Source organism: Fibrella arboris (genome assembly GCF_041321095.1).
Lineage (GTDB): Bacteria > Bacteroidota > Bacteroidia > Cytophagales > Spirosomataceae > Fibrella > Fibrella arboris.
The window spans coordinates 253,928-272,954 of sequence record NZ_JBGGWE010000004.1 but is presented as its reverse complement, the minus strand read 5'-3'; the positions used below and the strand labels follow the sequence as shown (position 1 = coordinate 272,954).

Below are 19,027 nucleotides of genomic sequence, written 5' to 3'. Positions count from 1 at the left end.
TGATTGACTAGAGGTATGCGAAAATACACCCTTCCTGCCATTGTAGCCGCCTTGCTGATAACTGGCTCTACGGCATTGACCCCCAACCCACTACCAGATTCGGTTAGTTCTGCCTACGTTGCGCCTCAGGAGTACGAGGCGATTGATAATTATGCGCGCCGAGCGCCGGATGCGTATGCGAAAAACCTAAAATCGCTGAGCGAATACCTGACGGCACCTGCCCGGTCTGATCTGGCCAAAGCCCGGTCAATCTATGCCTGGATAGTAACGCATATCCGTTATGATGATGCCATGTATACCGGGGGCAATTATTCTTCGGAAGTCGGTTATGCGACCAAGGCGCTACAGAACCGACGGGCTGTTTGTTCTGGATTTGCGTTGCTCTACAAGCATATGCTACTGCAGGCGGGCGTGGAAGCCATTACAGTGAAAGGCTACGCCCGCTATACTGATTCACAAGCAGGGTATTCGACCGGAGGGATCGATCATGAATGGAACGCCGTAAAACTAGATGGCGACTGGTACCTTGTGGACCCCACCTGGGCCAGTACGACGGCGCAAAAAGGAATCCCCAACGATTTCTATTTTCTAACCGATCCCTTAGCCTTTGTTTCGCAGCACCTTCCGCTCGATTCACGCTGGCAACTGTTATCACGTGCCGTGAGTAAAACCGATTTTGATCGGTTTCCGAAATATTACGATGCCTATTTTAATCTTGGTTTCGACCACTATTTTCCGAAACAAGGTGTACTCAGAGCCAACGACGGCGTAGCCATTAACCTGACCAATGAGGGTAATGTTGAGTTCTGGTGTGCGGCTGGTCCGCGTGGCAGCGCATCGTATTCCCGGATTCAGCATGCCGTTACGCGCAACGGAGACAATTACCAGTTACGGGTAAGGATGCCGGGTAGGGGCACCCAGACCCTCTACGTTTTCGCAAAAGAGAAGGCGGGAAAAAGCGAGCGGTATAAGCAGTACGCCGCTATTGCCTCGTTCACCGTCATCTAAGCAGGGACTAATCGTTTTTGGGGAGACAGTTGGCTCTACTTGCCGCCCGGGACTTCCGCGATTCCCCCACTACCGCTGTCTGAATAGGAACTGCCTGTTTACGAATAAATGCAGAAAGCCGGGTCAACTGACCCGGCTTTCTGCATTACTGATGTGTGCGAATCACTCTACCGACGGCGCTTTGCTTTTGGCGCTGGTGGCGTGATGAGCTTTTCGTACTGTTGCGCGTTCAGCGGTTTCAGATCAGTGATCGAATACGTGTTGTCGCTGATGATCGTGTTGAACTGACCAACAACGCGCTCTGGCTGACCGTTGCATGGGAGTTGCGTGACACTAAACACAGCGCGGAAGTACTGCACTTGCGGACGTACCCGACGGTTTTTGAAGCGAATTGCTTTGCCACTTTCGATCTGCGATTTCTCCTGTTGCAGCGTGCGGGCCAGATCACCTGGTAACTCACGGATGTCTAGGATCAAGGCAGTGGTGTCGAAAGTAAATGGCTCTGTAGCCAGTTTCCGGTTCAGCGTACGGTAACGCAGACGAGTAGTTGTGTCACCTACCGACGTGATCTGACCGTTGCAGTAGCAGACATTGGCCACTTCACGCGTATATGGGTTGCGGTAGTACACTTCCAAACGCTCCAGCTTGTGACGGAACTCGCATGGGCCACCTGGTGGGGCAAGTGGTACACGTGGGCCACCCAATACGGCAAAGCTCGACGTGGCTACCTCACTCATACAGTCACCACACTGGGCGGTCTGATGATTGTGTACGGTCACGTAGTAGAACCCGCGAACTGGTTTGCCATTTTGCAGGTACTGCGTTGGGAAGGCCAATGTCGTGTCTTTCGAGTCAACGACCTGGGCAATTACCTGATCGCCAGGCGTGGCGCTGCTAACCGTGTCGGGGCGATAATACAGACGAGCTGTAAACGTCTCGTTTTTCGGATTCAGCGTCGTGCTGCGCCAGCTGATGGTTGGAGCCGATACGTTGTCCGGGATGCTGTCAGCAGCTAACGTTAAGCCATTGAGGGGCGCATTGCGGAACCGGACTGCCAGCGCTGGAATAGAATCGCAGGTTGGGCAGAAAGTTGGCGCTTTGGGGATCAGACGCTTCTGAACGAAGCCCTTCCGGACTGCAACACCTGCCGTGAAGCCGCCATGTAACCGCTGGAATTCGTAGAAGTTATTGGCAACGTTGGTGGTGCCACCGTCAATGATCAGGTAGTTCAGCTTCGTGTAATAACCCTGTGCCTGGATGCCTAGATGCCAGTTATTGCGCAGGGGGAAGAAAACGCCTAACGACGCGTTACCACCCAGGTGCAACAGGTTATTGCTTGGCGCCACAACCCGAATCAACTGTTCGCCAGCCAGCGGAATACCCGTTGGTACGGTAGCGCCGAGGAAGGCTGATTCAGTGCGGTAGAGACCGCCACGAATGGCCGCTTCAATGAACGTACCTGTGGTGATTGGGTTCTTGCGACGCCCAACCTCCCAGGAGAGAACAGGCCCGATCGTCAGGAAGAAATCTTCCTGGGGTTTGTTCCGTAATGTGACACGGTCAGCCGGAAAACCGCGCTGGGCTGCCAGATTCAGGAAGTCATCTTTCCAGACACTGCGGGTATAGAAGTTTTGATACCCTAATGCGGCACTAAGCCCCAGTTTTAGTTTTCGCTCAGGACGTGAGAAAAAGTAATCTGCGTTGAACGTTGTATTGATACCCGTACCATTATACAGGGAATTGTCACGCTTATTCGGGCCAAATGTGGCGTCAAAGCTACCACAGTAGGCAAAGGCTGGGCCGATAAATGCACCAATCCGCCAGGGAGAGATACGACGAACAAGGGCAAAGGTTTGAAGGGTAGTATCGCAATCCTGCAACTCAGTCAGGTTAGGATATTGGCTTTTGAAACTGGCCCGCTGGACAGTGTCAGTATAACCTTTTTTTCCTAAGTCGAAGATTCGCTCACGGGGTGCATAGCGGTCTGTGGCCTGGTTACGGCGCACAGTGTCGGCTTGCTGTGCATAGGTGGACGCCGTACCCGCATAGAGGAACGCAACGCCCGCCATAAGTCGGATAAGTCTGTGCATACGTACAGTTTATTTTTGTTTCGATGGCAAAATACAACTACACTAACTCAAATCAAGGTTTACTCTACGAAAGATTTTAGGCAACGGTCTGATTGTTAAGCTGCTTTTCTCTTCTAATAGGTAGCCTAAGAGGCTGGTAATGGGCCTGATACACGTGTAAGTACGTGCTGATATATTTTTTAACACTAATTGAAACAAGCGCAATCCATATAGAAGAGTTCAGGCTGCGCCAGGGGGAGTGCCGCAGCTCGACCACCATACCCTATACGTATACGCATTGCTTTGTTCATAACTAAGAAGCCAAACTGAACAAAAGTCACACCAAAGGCGCAATTTTTGGTCTGTTAATGGCCTACCAGGTTCACCAGGTTCTTATTGAGTAGTAAGGAGATCACTTATCCCTGCTAAGTTCAACGGCGATATCGTCCATATCTCGGTTGGTGTCCGGCGGTTGCTGAATAGCTTCCAATTCCTGCTGAACCAGGCGAAGTATGCGCGCGACGTAATCAGCCTGCCAGTGCTGGCGTTCGTCGGCTTGCGCTGGCGATGGGTCAAACTGATCTATCTCTGCGCGAGTCAGTATCCCTTTGCTTTCCAGTAGCCGCTCAAGCGTGTCGACCCGTTCGCGGGCAACGGCAAGTTCGCCAGCAACCGCCATTGTGATGTTCAGTACCCGTTCAACCATCGGGTCTCTGAAAAAATAGGCCCTTTGCCCTTTTGCCCGGTTAGAGGCAAGCAACTTCTCGTTTATCATTATATATACGTATTACTATGAAGAATCGGCTGGCTTACTTCAGGTCAGGCGTGTGGTCATGCCGTGACATGGGGTCGCTTCCAGGCGCCAAATACATTCCAGGCAAGCGAGGGAGTGTAATCCTCCGTCTGACTGGGTCTGGTAAAATCATCCCCTTCATCAACGGCCCCGACGCTGAACTGAAGCAGATCGTCTGGGTGAAAGCCGCCACTGACCATCCATTTTTTCATGCCCATCCCATACATGACCGATCGAAACGGCATGTTGGTGAGTTGGGCTTTCCATTCGCGCATGAATTGCTCGAATAAATGAACATCGGGCGTGAACTGAGGCTGCTCGAGGTGAAGCATCAATCCGCCAGGCTTCAACACCCGATAAATTTCCCGGATAATGTGGTCAATAGCCGATTTTGATGTCTCGTGCAGGAAAGAAGTGGTTTGCACCCAATCAACAGATTGATCATCGTAGGGCAGTTGTTCGGCATTGGCCTGTCTGAACGCCACATTGGGTACGTTCAGCGCTACCGATCGGGCATGGCCATAGCGAAGCATGGGCGCACTAACATCAACGCCCGTGACCTGGGCAGCCGGATAGCCAATAGCCAGGGGCAGGGTATTATTGCCGGTACCGCAACCCAGGTCAAAAACGCGGGTAGGATTGAAATCAGGGTAGTTTCGCTTTAACCAGGCGATCAATGCTCTGCCTTGCCCATCGGATAATGTACCTTCACTACCGGCATGACGGGCAAAAAGCCCTGCATCATAATTGGCTGCGCTAGACACGTCGTGCGGTATGTATTCACTATAATATCCACCTGGCATGGCGTGATTATCGGCTATGGTCAGGTACGTTGGCATTGTCACCGATGGGTCCAGCTGCAGGGTCTCCGGTCGCCGAGTGGTATACTGATCTGTCTTGTCGGCCAGGTCATGTAGTTGCCGAAGCACCATGGAACGACCGGCCTGCTGGCGCATTTCGGTGGTTGACCGGTGTAGTGCACTCCACATCTGAAAGGAGGCATCCTGGGCCATCGCTCCGCGCAGATCTTCATGCGTTTGAAAATCGTGCCCTGTCTGGGCAAGGAAATGCGGCTTTACCCGCCGCTCAAACGCCACGCTGTTGCCCGGCATCACCACCGACGAAAGGTACGTGTCGAGGTTGGCGATAAAGTTGTAGCGAGCTGTTTCATCGTGCGACACTTCGGGGAAGACAGGATGCTTGCTGACCTGATTGTAGGGACGCGGTACTGAAGCGGACTTGGCATTCTTTATTTTACCCATTCTGATCGCTAGGCTTACTGGTTCATTTGCTTAACTCCCAAGTTGTATCGGCTGTTTTGGCAGGCTGAAAGTCCACCAGCAAATGGCGATGACAAAGGGAGACACTGACGGTCAATCCAGGCTTCGCCGCGTGAATCAGAGTGTAGCTGGCCTTTATAATGACTGGAGTAGTCTAAGAAACAGCAGGTTGTTCAATGACCTGTTTTGTGAGTGGGCCACTAAAAAACAAAATTGAATTCAGGGAGTTTTTTTGGTAGTACACCCTGTTGACTATCCAGCGCTTGGCGGGTATTTGCTGCATTTAACGTTATGAAAATCAGTTACTTTGTATTTTGTGTAGGATTTTTTGTCTTATTCAGTAGTCGTGCTGCTGGTCAAAATCAGAACTCGCCTGATCTACAGGGAAAACAGGCTTATCTAACCGATTGCGTGCAGTATGCGCTGGCTAACAACCCACTCATTCGGCAGCGATTGATTGATCAGGAGATCGCTGACCGGACTGTACGCAGTGCGCTGGCTGCCTGGTACCCGCAATTGGGTAGCAGCTATAATCTACTTCATTATCTCAAACTTCCGGTCACCCTGATTCCCGATGCTACCACAGGGGAGCGTCGGCCGGTGGCGTTGGGGGCACAAAACACGTCGACCGTCTCCTTCTCGCTATCCCAGAGTATCTTTAGCCGTGATGTATTGCTGGCTAGCCGAACGGCCGATGCCTACCGGATTCAGGCGGCGCAGACTACTGTGAACGACAAGATCGATGTGGTGGTCAACGTGAGTAAAGCATTCTACGATGTGATCCTTACGCAACGGCAGATCGAGATACTGAACGAGGATATCACCCGGTTGCAGCGAAGTTTACAGGACGCTTCGAACCAGTATCAGAGTGGCGTTGTAGACCGTACCGACCCGCAACGGGCAAAGATCGCGCTCAATAATACGCTCGCCCAGCGCAAGCAATATCAGGAGCTGATTGGAGCGAAAGCGCAGGCCCTCAAGCAATTGATGGGGTATCCGCCTACGTCGCAACTGACGTTGACCTATGATACGCTCCAGCTAGCCAATGAAGTATCGCTGGACACTACCCTGCTCGCTAACCCCAAATCGCGGATAGAATACCAGCTGTTACAAACGCAGGGGCAATTGCTGGAGGCTAACGTGCGCTACAACCGCTGGTCATACCTGCCAACCGTAAACGCCACGGCCAACTATAATCTGCTGTATCAGAGCAATATTTTTCCGCAGTTGTACAACCAGAGTTTCCCGAACTCACTGATTGGCCTGTCGGTCGTTTTACCCATTTTTCAGGGGGGACGCCGAATACACCAAACCCGGATCGCAGAGTTGCAGGTGAAACGGTTAGCGTGGGATTTAACGGCACTCAGCAGCGCCGTTGATGCCGAATATGCGCAGGCACTGTCTACCTACAAAGGAAATCTGGCCACCTACGAGGCACTGCGCGAGAACCAGGCCCTGGCCCAGGATGTATACCGGATCATTGATCTGCAGTACCGGTCTGGTATCCGAACGTACCTGGACGTAACCATTGCGCAAGCCGACCTGCAAACCGCCCGACTGAATGTATTCAATGCCCTGTATTCGGTTCTAATCAGCAAGTTAGACGTGCAGCGTGCCCTGGGGCTGATCACCTTCTAAGGGGCACTGAGCCGATACTGTCCGGTGCATTTGGTGAACAGGTTGCCAATAATTAGAGTCAAGAAAATCAACGAAATGAGAACGCGTACAAACACCATAATGCTGCTTGGAACAGTATGTCTGCTTACTGCCTGTGGTGGAAAGAAAGACGACCAGGCACAGGCACCACCGCCCCCTACGCCCGTTACAGCCGTAAAAGCGACAAAGGGTAACGCTACGTATTATGACGAGTATCCAGCCACGGTTACGGCTCTGCTTGAAGTGGATATTCAACCGCAGGTGGCTGGCAATATCACGGGAATTTTTTTTAGAGACGGTCAGGTCGTGCGGAAGGGGCAGAAACTCTATTCCATTGACCCACAACAGTACCGCGCCAACTACGATCAGGCAGTGGCGAACCTGAATGTGCAGAAGGCTAATCTTAACCGGGCGCAGAAAGACGCCAACCGCTATAACACGCTGGCGCAGCAGGATGCCATTGCCCGGCAAGTGGTCGATAACGCGACTGCTACGCTCGAAGCCGCCCAGATGCAGGTAGCCGCCGCCGAGGCCAACATTCGACAAGTGGCGACGAACCTGAAATATACTACCATCTATTCACCGCTGGATGGCACCATCGGTATCTCTCAGGTACGTCTCGGTGCTTCGGTAGCTCCCGGGTCAACGCCCTTGAATACCGTATCGGCCGACAACCCGATTGCCGCTGATATTCAGGCAGATGAGTCGACGATTGCGCGGTTCCTGGCCCTGCAAAAGCAGCCTAACATTGTGCGCGATTCCACGCTGATGTTTAGGCTGACCGACGGTACGGTATACAAGTATCCCGGTACTTTACAGATCATAGATCGGGCCGTTGACCCGCAGACAGGTACGTTACGCGTCCGTATTTCATTCCCAAACCCCGGCAAGCAGCTGAAAGTAGGTATCAACGGAAACATTCGGGTGAAGAACTCGACCAATCAGCCGCAGTTGTTGATCCCGTATCAGGCGGTTACTGAGCAAATGAGCGAATACTTCGTGTTTGTTGTCGGCGACAGCAGCAAGGTGACCCAGAAAAAGCTCACACTCGGGGCACGGATCAACGATAAGGTGGTGGTAAAAGGGGGTCTGAACGAAGGAGAAATCGTTGTGACAGAAGGGACCCAGAAGATTCGGGAGGGGGCCAAAGTGAAGGCCACTGTCAAATAGACTATCATTCCCGCCGGCGCTATCCGGCACAATGGATGCTTCGCTTAAGCCGGGTACGTTAAGGCTAATCAGGAGTTAGGTCTGGCAACGCATCATTTGCACTGGGGGCTACCCGGTGAAACTAAAAAAATATGTTCGCAGAAATATTCATAAATCGACCTGTTACAGCCATTGTAGCCTCTATCGTTATTGTGGCGCTGGGAATACTGGCCCTGCTGAGCTTGCCCGTCAGCCAATACCCGGATATCACGCCGCCGGTAGTGCAGGTCACCGGTACGTATACAGGCGCCGATGCACAAACGGTGGAACAAACGGTAGCCACGCCCATAGAAACCCAGGTGAATGGTACGCCAGGCATGGACTACGTGCAAACCAACGCCACCAACGATGGCCGGATGAGCATGAACGTGACCTTCAAAGTGGGTACCGATGTGAACATTGCCGCGCTCGACGTGCAGAACCGGGTGGGTATAGCCCAGCCGCAATTACCGCAGGAGGTAACCCGCCTGGGTGTTGTGGTGCGCAAGCGGAATCCGTCGCTGTTTATGCTGGTGGCTATTTTTTCGCCTAAAGGCACGCACAATGTATCGTTCCTGGATAACTACACGAACATCTATATTCGGGATGCCCTGCTGCGCGTGCCGGGGGTAGGGGATATTTTCAGTCGGGCCGATGACTTTTCGATGCGGATCTGGCTGAAACCCGACCGCCTGGCCCAACTGGGGATGACGCCCGACCAGGTGGTGGCGGCTTTGCAGGAACAAAACCTGCAGGTAGCCGGTGGGTCGGTAGGAGCCCCCCCACAACCCGGCTCGCAGGCCTTTGAATACTCGGTATTTACCAATAGCCGTCTCAGCAAAGAAGACGAGTTTCGTAAGATTGTTGTGCGCAGCGACCCGAATACCGGCTCGCTGGTGTACCTGGAAGATGTGGCGCGGGTGCAGCTGGGTAAATTCTCGTATGCGAGTAACTCCTTTGTCGATGGGAAGCGGGCGTCATACCTGCTGGTGTACCAGTTGCCGGGCAGCAACGCGCTGGAGACCGCCAAAGGGGTATACGCTGCCATGGATAACCTGAAAAAGACTTTCCCGAAAGACATCGAATACGTGGTGCCTTTCGAGTCGGTATCGGTCATTCAGGTGTCGATATCGGAGGTGGTCGAAACCCTGCTGGAGGCGCTGGTACTGGTGATTCTGGTTGTCTTTCTGTTTCTGCAAAGCTGGCGGGCAACGCTCATCACCCTGCTGGCCATTCCGGTGTCCATTGTCGGTACGTTTGCCCTGTTTGTGCCGCTGGGTTTCACGATCAACACGCTGACACTCTTTGCCTTCGTGCTCGCAATCGGTATCGTGGTCGACGACGCCATCGTGGTAGTTGAGGCCGTGCAGGTAAATCTGGATAAGGGCCAATCGCCCAGAGACGCGACCATAGAAGCCATGCGCGAAATATCGGCACCCGTTATTGCCATTGCGCTCATTTTGGCGGCGGTATTTGTGCCGGTGGGCTTCATTCCCGGTATCGTCGGGCGGCTTTACCAACAGTTTGCCATTACCATTGCCGTGTCGGTATTGATCTCGGCCTTTGTGGCTTTATCACTAACGCCTGCGCTGTGTACGCTGCTGCTCCGGCCAATGCACATCGATGAAAAGGCCACTGGGCTGAATAAATTCTTCTATAAATTCAACCAGTGGTTCGAAAGGGTTACCAACGCCTATTCCAACAGCGTGAACCGCCTTATCAAAGCCACGCCACTGGTCATTGTAGGCCTGATTGTGATTTACATAGGCACGGGCCTGTTGTTCAGGGCCAAACCCACCGGATTTATTCCGACAGAAGATGAAGGGCGGCTGATTGTGACCTACGAAATACCAGAAGCCGCATCGACCACGCGCAGTCTGGAAGTGCTCAATCAGATTATGGGCATCCTGAAAAAGCAGCCCTACGTGAATCATTTCGCGGCATTGGGTGGACTGAATGCGGTTACGTTTGCTTCAAAATCGAACAGCGGAACTGTCTTCATGCAGTTGAAACCCTGGGACGAACGCAAAGAGCGGAACATGCAGGCCGACTCGCTGGTGGTGAAGTTGCAACAGGCGCTGTCGGGTCTGAACGATGCCCGGCCGCAAGTGTTGCAACCCCCCGCTATTCCGGGGCTGGGTCAATCGTCGGGTTTTACGTTCGAGATTCAGCAGCGGGAGAGCAATGATGATGTTCGGGCGTTCGACGGAGTGGTGCAGAATTTTCTGGCCACGGCGAATAAACGCCCCGAAATAGGCCGTGCTTTCACCTATTTCACCGCCAAGTCGCCCGCTTATCGGGTCGATGTTGACCGGGATAAGTGTAAAAAGCTGGGTGTATCGGTCAGCTCGGTTTACACAACCATGCAAACGTTTCTGGGGAGCCAGTACGTCAACGACTTTATCATTTACGGACGCAAGTTCCGGGTAGTGGCGCAGGCGGATACCATGTATCGTACTGACATCAAAAACCTGGGACAGTATTACGTCCGAAATCAGAACGGGCAACTGGTACCGATCAGCGCGGTAATTAAAACGAGCATCATTGAAAACGCCCCGCTGATTTCGCACTTCAACCTGTTTCGTTCGGTTGAGTTGAACGGGGCCGCCAAACCCGGCTTCAGTAGCAGCCAGGCCAACGACGCCCTGCGTGAGGTGGCGGCCAGCGTGTTGCCCACGGGCTATGCTTATGACTTCTCGGGTCTGAGCCGCGAGGAGATCAATGCTGGTAGTAGTTCGATCTATATTTTCATGCTGTCGGTCGGGTTCGTCTTCCTGTTCCTGGCAGCCCTCTACGAAAGCTGGTCTGTGCCATTCTCGGTACTGCTGTCTGTGCCCATTGGGGCGTTGGGGGCTATTCTGGCGCTGACGCTGTTCCCGTATCTGACCAATAATGTGTACGCGCAGATTGGCCTGATCACGCTGATCGGGCTGGCTGCCAAAAACGCCATTCTGATCGTGGAATTTGCCAAGGAGCGGGTCGATAAAGGGGAAGATTTGCTTGAATCGACGATTGAAGCGGTGCGGCTACGGCTGCGGCCTATTCTGATGACGTCGCTGGCCTTTATTTTGGGGGTGTTTCCGCTGGCACTGGCTACCGGTGCAGGTGGCGTAGCACGGGCTACCATTGGCCGAACCGTGTTGGGCGGTATGTTGGCCGCCACGTCGCTGGCTATCTTCGTCGTGCCGGTTTTGTATGTCGGCATTACCAAACTAGCCTACGGTAAAAAAGGCCTCGACGAGTTGAAAAAGAAAAAGGAAGCCACTAAACCTGATGAGAAACCGGGTGAAGAGCCGAAACCGGCGGAGGCATAGCGGGAATTGGCATAGCCACCCACGCAACTAGTTGCCTGCATACGACTTCATCTAAGGGGGCAGGGCTGTCAACACACGCTTGATCTCCCAAGTTACAGCGCCCATCAGGTTCCCGGCTGTAACAAAACCGGCCAGCGGGGCTGACCCACCGCTGGGTGAAACCGGTATGGCAACGTACCCAGCGAGGAGGAGAAACCTATCGGGTCGGCAACGCATTATAGACGTATGATGACCAACGCGCAAAAGATCAAAGCAAAAGCCCTGGAACTGGGCTTTGACTTCTGCGGTATTGCCAAAGCTGAATTCCTGGCCGACGAAGCACCGCGGCTGGAAGCCTGGCTGACCCGGCAGATGCATGGGCAAATGGGCTACATGGCCAACCACTTCGACAAACGGCTCGACCCGCGCCTGCTGGTCGATGAGGCTAAATCGGTGGTGTCGGTACTGTTGAATTATTACCCTGGCGACGAACCCGAACAGCGCCTGCCAGTTGGTGACGACGTGTTCAAGGTCTCGAAATACGCCTACGGTACGGACTATCATTTTGTGCTGAAAGACAAGCTAAAGGCGCTGATGCAATTCATTCAGGCTGAGATTGGCGAGGTAGGCGGCCGGGCCTTCGTGGATTCGGCACCGGTGATGGATAAAGCCTGGGCGGCAAAGTCGGGCCTGGGTTGGGTTGGCAAGCATTCTAATTTGCTGAACCGCCAGATGGGTAGCTTCTTCTTTATTGGCGAGTTGATCCTCGACCTGGAACTCGACCCCGACGGTCCTACCACCGACCATTGCGGTACCTGCACCCGCTGTATCGATGCCTGCCCCACCGAGGCCATTGTGGCGCCTTATGTAGTGGATGGCAGCCGGTGCATTTCCTATTTTACGATTGAGTTAAAAGAGGCCATTCCGCAGGAAGTGAAGGGCAAATTCGAGAATTGGATCTTCGGGTGCGACATCTGTCAGGACGTCTGCCCCTGGAATCGATTTGCCAAACCGCACCAGACGCCGGCCTTTACGTTGACACCGGAATTGGCTGGAATGACCAGAAACGATTGGGAGGAAATAACCGAGGCGGTTTTCAGCGAACAGTTCAAACGGTCGCCCATTAAGCGCACCAAACGGGAAGGAATGCAAAGAAATGTCCGTTATATAACCAAATTATAGCTGGAGAGCACATAATCGTTATGTTTAGCCGGTGCTAGTGCTGGGTTTAAAACTTCTTGAACCAGTTACACATTGGCTTTACCAATATGGTGCGCAACCGACTACGAACGGAACAACGCCTCATCGATACTGTACACGAATTAATTACTGAAGGCGGTTTCGATAAAGTGAAGATTAATCACCTGGCCCAACGAGCCAACGTGAACAAAATTTTGATCTACCGCTATTTCGGTGGGCTGGATGGGTTGATCAATGCTTACTACGAGAAATATAAGCCTATTGTAGCCGCCCCGCCGATTGACGTAGAGCGGTTGAAGGACGCCACCATCGAAGAGTTTTTCAAGGCCTGTGCTGATTTTATCCTCACCGAATTCCGGCTCTTACGCGCCAATCCGCAAGCCCAGGAACTACTGCGAAACGACCTGGTCAACAACAAGCCTGGCGCTATAAATCCGGTAGCTTTTCAGAAAGAAGAGCAGACGCGGATCATGATCGAAAAGCTTGGCGAGATCATTCAGAGTATGTATGGCCGCTCGTTTGCCGCGATTATTATCAGTGGCATGACCATGCTCACGTTCATGGCTCACGATAAACGGACCATGATGGGCATCGATCTGGGTTCTGATGAGGGCTGGCAGGAAATAGAACGAACCATTGAACGGGTTTTTTACGGCGTTGCACTGGCCACCAAAGAACGTCTGGGTAGCAATACGCCACCGGCAACCCCGTCAGCCAATGGCGAGCAGCCTGTGTAGGGCATTGCCCACCTGCCAAACTTCGTCAAACGTGTTGTAGAGCGGGGCAGGAGCCAGCCGAATGCAGTTTGGTTCGCGCCAATCGCCGATGATGCCTTCTTCCGTCAGTTGACTGAATACCGTTTTGCCGTTGGCAGGTATGAGCAGGGAAAGCTGGCAACCGCGCTGAATGGGGTCGGCCGGGGTGATGACGTGTACCAGGTCGCTCACCAGAAAATGGAGGTAGGCCGTGAGTCGTTCGCTCTTCTGGCGGAGGGCAGGCATACTGGCCTGGGCGGTGAGCTGTACGGCAGCGTTGTGGACGGCCATCGCCAATACGGTAGGTGTACTGACCTGCCAGCCATCGGCGCCGGGCATGGGCACAAATCCTTTTGTCATCTCGAACCGCTTCGCCTGATCGTACCCCCACCAGCCGGCCAGCCTGGGTACGTCGGTGTCGGCATGGTGCTTTTCGTGCACAAAAATTCCTGATACACCCCCCGGTCCGGCATTGAGGTATTTGTAGGAGCACCAAAAAGCAAAGTCAACGCCCCAGTCATGCAGGCGAAGCGGTACGTTACCGACCGCATGGGCCAGATCGAACCCCACTGGTACGTGGTGTTGCTGCGCTTTTCGGGCAATGGCCGCCATATCGAACGCCTGGCCGGTGTAGTAGTGTACGCCACTCATCAGCACCAGCGCCAGCTCTTCGGCCTGCTGATCAATGGCTGTCAGGATATCGGCAATCTGCCAGGTTTCTTCGCCCGCCCGTGGGCTGACCTCCACAAGCACCGTAGCCGGGTCGAGGCCACGGCTGCGAATATGCGTTTCCAGGGCATACTGATCCGACGGAAAATCACCGCTTATCGTCAGGATTTTGGTGCGTGTCGAAGTCGGGCGGTAGAATGAGGTTAGCAGCAGGTGCATGTTAACGGTCAGGTTGTTCATGGCACATACCTCGCTCTGGCGACCACCCGTGATATGAGCAAGGGCCGGTTTGCTTTGCGTATGAATAGCCAGCCATGGCTCGTTCTTGCGTGTTGCGTCCCGCTCAAACCAGCCTTCAACGGCCAGGTCTTGCCAAACGGCCAGCTCATGATCGATAGCCGTACGCGCCGCTTTGGGCTGAAGCCCTAAGGAGTTACCGCAGAAATAGAGCAGTGGGTGGCCATTTCGATGGGGTATATGAAACTGCTCGCGGTACAAACGCAGCGGGTCGGTTTGGTCGAGCTGGCGGGCAAAATCGCGGTCGTTGATGAAGTTCATGCTGGAAAGTTAACGCAGAAATCAGGTTGATCTTTGTAATTTGGCCCATGAACACGTACGAACCTTATCCTGTGAAATAGTCGGCAGTGGCTATGAGCAGCGCTGGATTCGTCGGTTACTGGCAGAGTTATTACGTACCTGCCAGTAAGATCCCATTCACCTAAACAACCTGATCGTCAACTTATGTACAAAGCTCTTGCGCTACAGCTCACCTGCCAAACCGTAAATAGTGCCACCAATCGCGACGAAGCCGAAGCGATCATGCTCGCCTCCATCGACCGGATCGACCGGCAAATCGAAGCGTCGATCAATGTGGCTGGCCGCGATACGCTGCTGGTTGTTGTTCCCGAGTATTTCCTGACGGGCTACCCGATGGGCGAAAGCCTGGTGGAATGGCGCGACAAGGCAGCCCTGGAACTGGACGGCCGGATTTATGAGGCCCTGGGGGCGATGGTGCAGAAGCACAAGATCTACTTCTCGGGCAATGCCTACGAGCAGGACCCTTTCTTCCCGGACCTGTATTTCCAGACCAGTTTCATTCTGAATCCCAGCGGCGATGTTATTCTGCGCTATCGTCGGTTGAATTCAATGTCGAGCCCAACCCCGCCCGATGTATGGGCTTACTACTTAGAGGCTTACGGGTACGACTCGATTTTTCCGGTGGCTAAAACCAACATTGGTAACCTGACCTGTCTGGCCTCCGATGATATTCTTTTTCCGGAAGTGGCCCGTTGTTTAGCCATGCGCGGTGCCGAAGTGTTTCTACATTCCACGTCTGAAATTGGCAGCCCGATGCTCACGCAGAAAAACGTAGCGAAAATGGCGCGTGCCATCGAGAACATGGGGTACGTGGTGTCGGCCAACTCGGCGGGTCTGTCGGGCGTTTCCATCCCCTTTGGCTCGTCTGATGCAGGCTCGAAAGTAGTCGACTATAAAGGCCTTGTGCTGGCCGAGGCGGGTTATGGGGAGAGCATGGTTGCCAACGCCGACATTGACCTGAGTGCCCTGCGCCAATACCGGCAACGCTCGGGCGCAGGAAACCTGCTTTCCCGTCAACGATTTGAACTCTACGCCGACAGTTACGCGCAGCACAGCTACTACCCACTCAATACGCTGCTGGCCGAATCGCCGGATCGGGGTATCCTGATCAAAAATCAGCAGGATGTCATCCGTCGCCTCTTCGACGCCAAGTAGGGAAGGAACACGCACAAAAAACGTGTTGGCCAGGCAACGTACCTACGCCTGGCCAACACGTTTTTTGTGCGTTGGAGTGACGGCGCTGGTTGAAGGGCCTGCTGCACGAAGTCGGACCAGGGCCATAGCGAAAAGGCAGGTGTCGCCTATTTATTTGCCCCTGACGTTCCAGGTTGAGAAAGCGGCCAGATATAGTACGAGCAGTACGCCGATGCCGGGTAACAACGCCAGCAAACTAAACCAGGGATTCTGCCCTGATTTCTTTAAGATCGTCCATAGTGGGAAGAGAGGCGCCAGGATGACCAGAAAAACGAATATCATCTCCTGGCCAACTAAACCGATACCTGTTAACATCGTGTAGTGGAGAGTGGGATTTTTGGAGTAGATTGCCTCAAACCTACTTCTGCGTGAGCAAAACACCAACAGAGACGCCTAATAAAGAGGCAGTTTCATGCCCTCGTGTGTGGCGCTGAAGCCCAGGCTCTCGTAAAACCGTAAGGCATCGGGGCGTTTCTTATCGGTGGTAAGCTGGAGTAAATGGGCGCCCCGTTCTTTGGCCCGCTCAATAGCCCACAGGAAAAACTGCCTCCCCACGCCTTTGCCCCGGCAGGATTTATGCACACGAACGGCTTCTATCTGAACCCGTAGACCACCCTGATAAGTCAGGTATTGAAGGAAGCTCAACTGCAGGGTGCCAATGATCGCTGTCGCCTCATTTTCAACCACGATCAACTCCTGATTTGGATCGTTGTTGATACGTTCAAACGCCTGATAATACAAAGCGGGCAACGGTGTGCCGACGGCTTCCCTGGCTTGCCCTAATTCATCGTCAGCGAGTAGCTGAACAATGACAGGGAGATCGGTTTCGGTTGCTTTTCTAAAAGTCATATAATGCTGTTTCTCTCTTCTGGCAGGATAGAGCTACCCTCAGCCTTGTTGCAGCCCCAAACGCGGTTACCCCACTCCACTGGGGCGGCTTTGGCTCAGTGGAGTGGGGTAGGGTGTGAGCTTGTGGGCTACTTCATGACGGCCAGTAACTCGGCGATCATCATGGCGGTGGCACCCCACACGCGGTGGCCTTGTATGTCGTAAAATGGGGCATCAACCGTAACGCCACGTACCTCGATCTGGCTGTCGCCAACGATGGCCTCATCGAGCAGGGTAGCCAGATTTACTTCAATAACAGCGTCTACCTCGCGCGGATCGGGGTAAAAATCGGGTCGGGTGTTGAGCATCCCAACTACGGGCTGTACGTAGAAGTTGCTGGGCGGAATAAATAACTCTGTCAATAAACCAAGCACGGTCACATCCTGCACTTTAATGCCAATCTCTTCCTGCGCTTCACGCAGGGCAGTCTGCGTCAGGTCCCGGTCTGTCCGTTCGGCACGGCCACCCGGAAAAGCCATCTGTCCCGCATGAACACCATCGTATTGCGGTCGAAGAATAAGGGGCAGATAGATTTCCTGCCGGTACGGATAAAACAGGATCAGCACGGCACTGCGCCGGGTACGTTCGTTGGGGCGAATACCGAGTCTGGTCCGGGCCGAAGAGGCCATAGTCTGATGGGCAGATTCGCCTGGTAACGGTTCCTGTAATCGTTGCCGGAGGTGGGCCGTAAGATCAGTGAAAGACTGGGGTACCATGTGGTGGGCTGGTGTGTCTCGGTTGGCAGGACGTTTCGGAATGACCGTACTGGCCCAACTCTCAAATTTAGGAAGAACTACTTCACTCTAACGGTCGCTTCCGCATTTCTGGTGAATTATGGGCACAAAACGTTAGCCTGTTGCGCCAACCAGCAAACACCCCATCTGGAAAGGCTTCGTTACCGGCTATGCCTTGTAAGAGCAACCGATTCGTACTTTATTTTCAATGATTATTGAAAATACGAAAACAGTGTTTACATTTGACCATGGAATTCGCTGAGGCAAAAGACAAGTTTATTCAGGCCTGGGGCACGCTGGCAACGCAATGGGGCATTAACCGGACAATGGCCCAGATTCACGCGCTGTTGATGATCTCGCCCGATTCGCTGGACACCGATCAGATCATGGCTGAACTGCAGATTTCGCGTGGCAACGCCAACATGAATATCCGCGACCTGATGGATTGGGGGCTACTTTTCAAACAGTTGAAACCAGGGGAAAGAAAAGAGTTCTTCTATGCCGAAAAAGACATCTGGAAGGTTGCCAGGCAGGTTGTAAAAGAACGTCGTCGTCGTGAAATAGCGCCGGTGTTGGCCATACTCGATGAAGTAAAGGCTATTCAGGCCGATTCGCCCGAAGCGGCTGAGTTTACGAAAGTGATCGGTAATATCAGTCGGGTAGCCACGTTCGCCGACGCTACAGCCAACGCGGCGCTGAAAGCCGAAGAAACCTGGTTGATAACCAACTTTATCAAACTATTCACCTGATCGGTCGGAGCCTCCCTGCTGGCCAGACCGTTCAGGAATGGCTTTTTTTAGTGTGCTAATTTTCAATATTTTCTGAAATTAAAAGTTAAACTCGTTCGTTATGAACAAGGTTCTGATTTATGACACAGACTGCCCACTCTGTCGTGTGTATACGAAAGGGCTGGTTGCAGCGGGAGCTTTACCCAATGAGGCCCTGCGATCGAATACCGACATTACGGATAGCCAGCTGATTAGCCAGCTTGATCCGGTGCGGAGTAAGCATGAGATTCCGTTGCTCGATCTGGAAACCGGCGAAACGCAATACGGGGTAGACGCAATTCTCACGTTGCTGGGTACGTCCTGGCCGAGGTTTAGCCGATTTGTTCGGGAAACAGTCCTGTTCGACGTAGCACGAAAATGCTACGCCTTCATCTCCTATAACCGTCGGATCATTGTGCCAGCCCCGCCTCAACGCTGGCACCTGATGGACCTGACCCCCGATTTCAACGCAACCTATCGGGTAATTTTTCTGGTGTTACTGTACGCAGCGCTCCTGGTCAGTCATCTGGCCGCAGTAGGGCATATCAACTGGCTGGCCGTGGGGATCATGGCTGTTCAATTCGGTGCAGCCAGTGGGTATATCGTCCGGCATTCAACGCAGACGGCCCTGGCCAATAGCCTCGATTATGCCGGGCATCTGGGCATGAGCATCCTGATCGGTGGCGTCATTAAATCGGTTGGGATGGCGCTGGGCTTGCCGGCGTTGCTCATGTTGGGAACGGCGGTAATGATCTGGCAACACGGTATCCGGCTTCGGGTCATGAACCTGCCCGACTACCTGAACCTGCCATTCATTGCCGCAGTACTTCTGGCCTATTGAGTAGGTCGTTAGTCGGAATGGGCAGATATTGGTCCGCCGATGCGGTAATTATTTCGTGCGCAACAAATTGACCAACAGGTAGTTGCCTGCATATT

The 19,027-nt window shown here is 53.3% G+C and carries 16 protein-coding genes; 9 read left to right on the top strand and 7 right to left on the bottom strand.

Annotated elements, in window-relative coordinates; genetic code table 11:
* Positions 1-15 precede the first annotated feature (15 nt).
* On the top strand, positions 16-1,008 hold the full coding sequence (locus ACAW75_RS08745; RefSeq protein ID WP_370728313.1) for a transglutaminase domain-containing protein: 993 nt from the start codon (positions 16-18) through the stop codon (positions 1,006-1,008).
* Between the two features lie 167 nt (positions 1,009-1,175).
* Here ACAW75_RS08745 and ACAW75_RS08740 read toward each other — a convergent pair whose 3' ends face one another.
* From ACAW75_RS08740 to ACAW75_RS08730, 3 genes are all read right to left on the bottom strand, one after another.
* Positions 1,176-3,098 (bottom strand): hypothetical protein, encoded by a 1,923-nt coding sequence (locus tag ACAW75_RS08740; RefSeq protein ID WP_370728312.1) that lies wholly within the window; start codon positions 3,096-3,098, stop codon positions 1,176-1,178.
* 391 nt (positions 3,099-3,489) lie between these two features.
* Positions 3,490-3,852 carry a hypothetical protein gene (locus ACAW75_RS08735; protein WP_370728311.1) on the bottom strand — a complete coding sequence of 121 codons (363 nt, stop codon included), beginning with the start codon at positions 3,850-3,852 and terminating at the stop codon, positions 3,490-3,492.
* Positions 3,853-3,908: 56 nt separating this feature from the next.
* On the bottom strand, positions 3,909-5,132 hold the full coding sequence (locus ACAW75_RS08730; protein ID WP_370728310.1) for a class I SAM-dependent methyltransferase: 1,224 nt from the start codon (positions 5,130-5,132) through the stop codon (positions 3,909-3,911).
* A gap of 309 nt (positions 5,133-5,441) precedes the next feature.
* Between ACAW75_RS08730 and ACAW75_RS08725 the strand changes: the two genes are divergently transcribed.
* The 5 genes from ACAW75_RS08725 (at position 5,442) to ACAW75_RS08705 (ending at position 13,224) form a co-directional block, all read left to right on the top strand.
* Positions 5,442-6,788 carry a TolC family protein gene (locus tag ACAW75_RS08725; protein ID WP_370728309.1) on the top strand — a complete coding sequence of 449 codons (1,347 nt, stop codon included), beginning with the start codon at positions 5,442-5,444 and terminating at the stop codon, positions 6,786-6,788.
* 99 nt (positions 6,789-6,887) lie between these two features.
* Entirely contained in the window at positions 6,888-7,976 is a 1,089-nt protein-coding gene (locus tag ACAW75_RS08720) for an efflux RND transporter periplasmic adaptor subunit (RefSeq protein ID WP_370728308.1), read from the top strand.
* Positions 7,977-8,107: 131 nt separating this feature from the next.
* A complete protein-coding gene (locus ACAW75_RS08715) occupies positions 8,108-11,308 on the top strand; it encodes an efflux RND transporter permease subunit (protein WP_370728307.1) in 3,201 nt (1,066 codons plus the stop codon).
* A gap of 225 nt (positions 11,309-11,533) precedes the next feature.
* Positions 11,534-12,469, top strand: a complete 936-nt coding sequence (gene queG / locus ACAW75_RS08710; protein ID WP_370728306.1) for a tRNA epoxyqueuosine(34) reductase QueG — start codon at positions 11,534-11,536, stop codon at positions 12,467-12,469.
* Positions 12,470-12,525: 56 nt separating this feature from the next.
* On the top strand, positions 12,526-13,224 hold the full coding sequence (locus ACAW75_RS08705) for a TetR/AcrR family transcriptional regulator (RefSeq protein ID WP_370728305.1): 699 nt from the start codon (positions 12,526-12,528) through the stop codon (positions 13,222-13,224).
* Here ACAW75_RS08705 and kynU read toward each other — a convergent pair.
* A complete protein-coding gene (kynU, locus tag ACAW75_RS08700) occupies positions 13,198-14,469 on the bottom strand; it encodes a kynureninase (protein WP_370728304.1) in 1,272 nt (423 codons plus the stop codon). The genes ACAW75_RS08705 and kynU overlap by 27 nt on opposite strands.
* A gap of 183 nt (positions 14,470-14,652) precedes the next feature.
* Between kynU and ACAW75_RS08695 the strand changes: the two genes are divergently transcribed.
* On the top strand, positions 14,653-15,663 hold the full coding sequence (locus ACAW75_RS08695; protein WP_370728303.1) for a nitrilase-related carbon-nitrogen hydrolase: 1,011 nt from the start codon (positions 14,653-14,655) through the stop codon (positions 15,661-15,663).
* A gap of 150 nt (positions 15,664-15,813) precedes the next feature.
* Here ACAW75_RS08695 and ACAW75_RS08690 read toward each other — a convergent pair whose 3' ends face one another.
* The 3 genes from ACAW75_RS08690 to ACAW75_RS08680 form a co-directional block, all read right to left on the bottom strand.
* A complete protein-coding gene (locus ACAW75_RS08690; protein ID WP_370728302.1) occupies positions 15,814-16,017 on the bottom strand; it encodes a hypothetical protein in 204 nt (67 codons plus the stop codon).
* Positions 16,018-16,095: 78 nt separating this feature from the next.
* Positions 16,096-16,551, bottom strand: a complete 456-nt coding sequence (locus ACAW75_RS08685) for a GNAT family N-acetyltransferase (protein WP_370728301.1) — start codon at positions 16,549-16,551, stop codon at positions 16,096-16,098.
* 128 nt (positions 16,552-16,679) lie between these two features.
* Entirely contained in the window at positions 16,680-17,306 is a 627-nt protein-coding gene (locus ACAW75_RS08680; protein ID WP_370728300.1) for an NUDIX hydrolase, read from the bottom strand.
* 266 nt (positions 17,307-17,572) lie between these two features.
* On the opposite strand from ACAW75_RS08680, the gene ACAW75_RS08675 reads away from it, so the two are divergent.
* Positions 17,573-18,073: a GbsR/MarR family transcriptional regulator gene (locus ACAW75_RS08675; RefSeq protein WP_370728299.1), complete on the top strand. Its 501-nt coding sequence runs from the start codon at positions 17,573-17,575 to the stop codon at positions 18,071-18,073.
* 100 nt (positions 18,074-18,173) lie between these two features.
* Positions 18,174-18,932 carry a hypothetical protein gene (locus ACAW75_RS08670; RefSeq protein WP_370728298.1) on the top strand — a complete coding sequence of 253 codons (759 nt, stop codon included), beginning with the start codon at positions 18,174-18,176 and terminating at the stop codon, positions 18,930-18,932.
* The last annotated feature ends 95 nt before the right edge of the window (positions 18,933-19,027 follow it).